Origin of the sequence: Streptomyces sp. NPDC005899, from assembly GCF_040629645.1 — a bacterium.
Taxonomy (GTDB): Bacteria; Actinomycetota; Actinomycetes; order Streptomycetales; family Streptomycetaceae; genus Streptomyces.
In genome coordinates, this window is the sequence record NZ_JBEXWB010000501.1 from 1 (window position 1) to 3,462 (window position 3,462).

The window sequence follows — 3,462 nt, forward strand, 5'->3', positions numbered from 1 at the left end:
GGACCGGAGGGCCCACCAGGTCCGCAAGGGCCGCGCGGCATCGAAGGACCGGCGGGACCGGAGGGTGCGAGCGGTCCGCCCGGTCCCGAAGGCCCTGTCGGGGCCAAGGGCAGCGAAGGCCAGCCGGGCAGGGACGGCAGGGACGGGAAACCTGGCGCTCACGGGCTGGCAGGAGCCGACGGACGGGAAGGACCGGCTGGCCCCAGGGGGCCGCAGGGGCCCCGCGGTGACGCCGGCCCCGAGGGGGCCGTGGGCCCCAGGGGCTCCCGTGGGCCCAAGGGCGCCCCCTGCGAGCCGCCCAGCCCGGAATACCTGAAGCAACTCATCAGGGACGTCCTGGGCGAGCTCGGATTCTGCCTCCCCGCCTGATCTCATGCTTTCGTGAGTCAGGTTGCCCGATGTGAGGATCCAGTAAGCGAAAAGTGCCTCCGGTAAAAGGAACGAAAGTTCTAGGGGTAAATGATCCTGCCGCCGCCGGAGGCACTTTTCAGGTGAAGGCGCCTGCCGAGTCTCCCGGGTGAACAGTCAGCCCTTCCCACTGACGTCTGCGTCGGGGTGTTGACGAGTGAGGGCTGTACGAGCTCGTAACGATCTTGGTGCAACGTGCTGGTTGGCCGTGACCGGTGTGAGGATTCGACCGTTCGTGATGGTGTGAGTACCCGGCCGTGGATTGTGGACGACGACTTGTGGGCGCTGATCGAGCCGCTGCCGGTCGGCTGAGGGCAGTTGCAGGTAAGTTGTGGAACCAGCTGCAGGGCAAGTTGTGGGGCAAGCGCGTTCAGGTGGTCGCGGCCAGCCGCTTACGACTACCCCGGGCCCCTGCATGGCCCTGGCCAGGATCGTCGTTCAGCGCGTCCCTGGTGCCAGCAACACAGCTGTGCCCCTACGAGCCCTTGATCGGTGGCAGGGGTTTTTTGCGTTTTGGAGCATGCCTGTGGACACCATTCTTTTCACGACCGCTGAGACAGCCGCCCACGCCACTCGTGCCCGCCAGTTCCTCAGCGCCGGGGCCGGAGCCGTCCGCCCCGCCATCCCGGCCGCTGCCGCGACTGCCGTGCGCACCTGCGGCGGCCTGAGCACCACGAGCCAGGCCGACCCTGAACTTCGAGCTCTACTCGTATGTGCGGTGTTATCAACCGTGCGCCCCGGCGGACGTCGATCTTCCACCCCTCTGCGAGCGGCGAGCGGGGACCTGATCCGGTCGGACCGCACACTCCCGGCCCCTCAAAACGTGCAGCTGACAAGCATCCACCCTCGAAGGCTGCACCGAATGTGCGCCGCATTCAGCCACCGGCCTCCCACTGACTGATATGCACCTGTCACATGCACCAGTCCAGCACCTAGCGTCACGTCCTGTCCGGAACAGATGGCCGCAACAGGGCGGCCGAACACTGAACGGGGAATCCAATGAGACGCAAGTTGTGGACCGCACTCGCCCTGCCCCTCCTGGCCGCCTCGGCCACCCTCGTCTCCGCTCCGACCGCGGGCGCCGCGGTCACAGGTGCCGACGCGTGTACGCACCCGGCGTGGTCCAACAAGGACGCCGGCTCCGGCTACATCTCCGGCAGTTCCGCAGCCCTGCGCACAGGTCCGAACGAGGGCTGCCCCACGACGGCCACGGTCTACGGCGCGAAGCTGTACTACCACTGCTACGTGGTCAACTCCGCGGGTAACACCTGGACCCACGCACGCATCGACGGTACGCAGATCAACGGCTGGATCTACGACGGCAACCTGAACGACAACGGGGCGACCGCGGCCTGCTGACCCCCGCCCGCGAACCACTCGGGGACGCCCGTGTGAGGACGCCGGACGCACTGTGGGCCCCGGATTCCGGGGCCCACAGTGCGTGGCGCCAGGGGCACATACGGCAGGTTGCGGGCCATGACGACCGGGGACCTCGCCGTCGTCCTGGACCTCGAGACCCACGACGAGAACGGCGGCGAGAAGACCTGGGCCGCCGAGGCCGCCCCTGCCGCCGGCCCGCGCCTCATTGCCTTCCCGCGCGGCCAGCAGGCCGCCGCCGCGGCGATGACCGATGCCCGCCACGCCGCCATGGGCTGGCTCAAGGAGGCGGAGAGCGCCCTCGCACGCGCCGACGACCGGCGCGACGCCGTCGGCGGATACGACCAAGCCGCCTACTTCTTCCACGAGTCACACGTGCGCTGGCACCTGGGCGACCACGACGGCTCGATCGCGTCCCTACGCCGCTCGAACGCCGCACGCTCACCGCTGGAGCGGCAGGGACGCCTGCACTGCACGGGGGTGATCGCCGAGCGGCAGTTCCGGATGCGCCACATCGAAGCCGCCTGCCAAACGTGGGGCATGCTCCTCGACGAGCACGTGACCATTTCGTCCGCCCGCGGGGACGAGCACCTGAAGACGATACTCAAAGCGCTCCCGGCCTACCCGAGCGTCCCGCGCGTGCAGGAGCTGGAAGACCGCGCCCATCAAGTTGCTGCGCTCAAGGCGGCGTAGGCGTTGCTGGCTCGGGCGGTGGGGTGCTGTTCGCGAGGCTGGGGGGACAGATTGAGACTGGCGGGACCGAAAGGTGCGCTTCGTCGAATGCGGTGAAAGCCATGCAGAACGGCTCTCTCGAGTGGCAAACTCGCAGTTCAGCAAGAGTGCTCCCCGCGCCCGCAGGGATGGTCCCCACACGAGCGCCCGATCGACGGCCGCGCAGGCGTGCTCCCCGCGCCCGCAGGGATGGTCCCCCCTGGAAGGCGAAACCCGAGCGGCGCCCGGAGTGCTCCCCGCGTCCGCGGGGATGCCCCCGGGCCGCCGCTACTCGGTCAGCGTGTCGCCACGGCGAACGGGAAGCTGGCCGAGGCCCAGGGGCCCCGTCCCTGTTCGGGTACTGGGGCGATCCCTGGGCCTTAGGACTAGAGCATGTCCGCTGTGGATTCAATGTCGCGGACCATGTCCTTGTAGAGCAGGGCCGGCTCGCCTGACGGATTGTCGAACGTGACGGTCACCTTCTCCCACAGGAGTCCGGGCGGCAGGTGCTTGACGATGCAGAACAGGGTGGGGCGGTTGTCGCGGAATGTCGAGCGCTGGATGGTGAGGTCCTGGGGGATCGTCACTCCCCGCGCCGCCAATTCCTTCGCGTTGAGCAGGACGTCGACGACGAAATCGGCGCGTCGTGCCGGGGCGATGGCCCACATCTCGCTCAGCACCGACCGGAATTCCGGCGTGTTGGCGAAATCCGTGATGTCACGCATTGCAGCGCGTGCTGCCTGTTCGACTTCGGCGTTCGCGCGGTCCATCGGCGCTTCCAGCTGATTCGTCTCGTTCATGCACCATCCACCAGCGCGAGTCCTGGTGATCCTGACTGATGGGTGCGCGGGCCAGGTCCACGGCTGACTGTGCTTGTTCCGCTTTGACGGACACCATTGGTGTGGTGGTCAGGCTGCGAGTGCGGTCTCGTACTCGGCGGGGCTGACGTAGCCGAGGCTGCTGTGC

At 68.2% G+C, this 3,462-nt stretch carries 3 protein-coding genes; 2 read left to right on the forward strand and 1 reads right to left on the reverse strand.

Features of this window, described 5'->3' with window-relative positions; all coding sequences use genetic code 11:
- Positions 1-1,407: 1,407 nt before the first annotated feature.
- Together ABZ371_RS30495 and ABZ371_RS30500 are read left to right on the forward strand one after the other, a co-directional pair.
- Positions 1,408-1,767: an SH3 domain-containing protein gene (locus ABZ371_RS30495; protein ID WP_358685710.1), complete on the forward strand. Its 360-nt coding sequence runs from the start codon at positions 1,408-1,410 to the stop codon at positions 1,765-1,767.
- Between the two features lie 117 nt (positions 1,768-1,884).
- The gene (locus tag ABZ371_RS30500; RefSeq protein WP_358685713.1) at positions 1,885-2,478 is read left to right on the forward strand and encodes a hypothetical protein; all 594 of its coding nucleotides are present in this window, start codon (positions 1,885-1,887) and stop codon (positions 2,476-2,478) included.
- Between the two features lie 404 nt (positions 2,479-2,882).
- Here ABZ371_RS30500 and ABZ371_RS30505 read toward each other — a convergent pair whose 3' ends face one another.
- The gene (locus tag ABZ371_RS30505) at positions 2,883-3,296 is read right to left on the reverse strand and encodes a hypothetical protein (RefSeq protein WP_358685715.1); all 414 of its coding nucleotides are present in this window, start codon (positions 3,294-3,296) and stop codon (positions 2,883-2,885) included.
- Between the last annotated feature and the right edge of the window lie 166 nt (positions 3,297-3,462).

What these genes read in the sequence shown, in the direction of transcription:
- ABZ371_RS30505 (WP_358685715.1), bottom strand. Translation starts at nt 3,296, where the DNA reads ATGAACGAGACGAATCAGCTGGAAGCGCCGATGGACCGCGCGAACGCC.
- ABZ371_RS30495 (WP_358685710.1), top strand. Translation starts at nt 1,408, where the DNA reads ATGAGACGCAAGTTGTGGACCGCACTCGCCCTGCCCCTCCTGGCCGCC.
- ABZ371_RS30500 (WP_358685713.1), top strand. Translation starts at nt 1,885, where the DNA reads ATGACGACCGGGGACCTCGCCGTCGTCCTGGACCTCGAGACCCACGAC.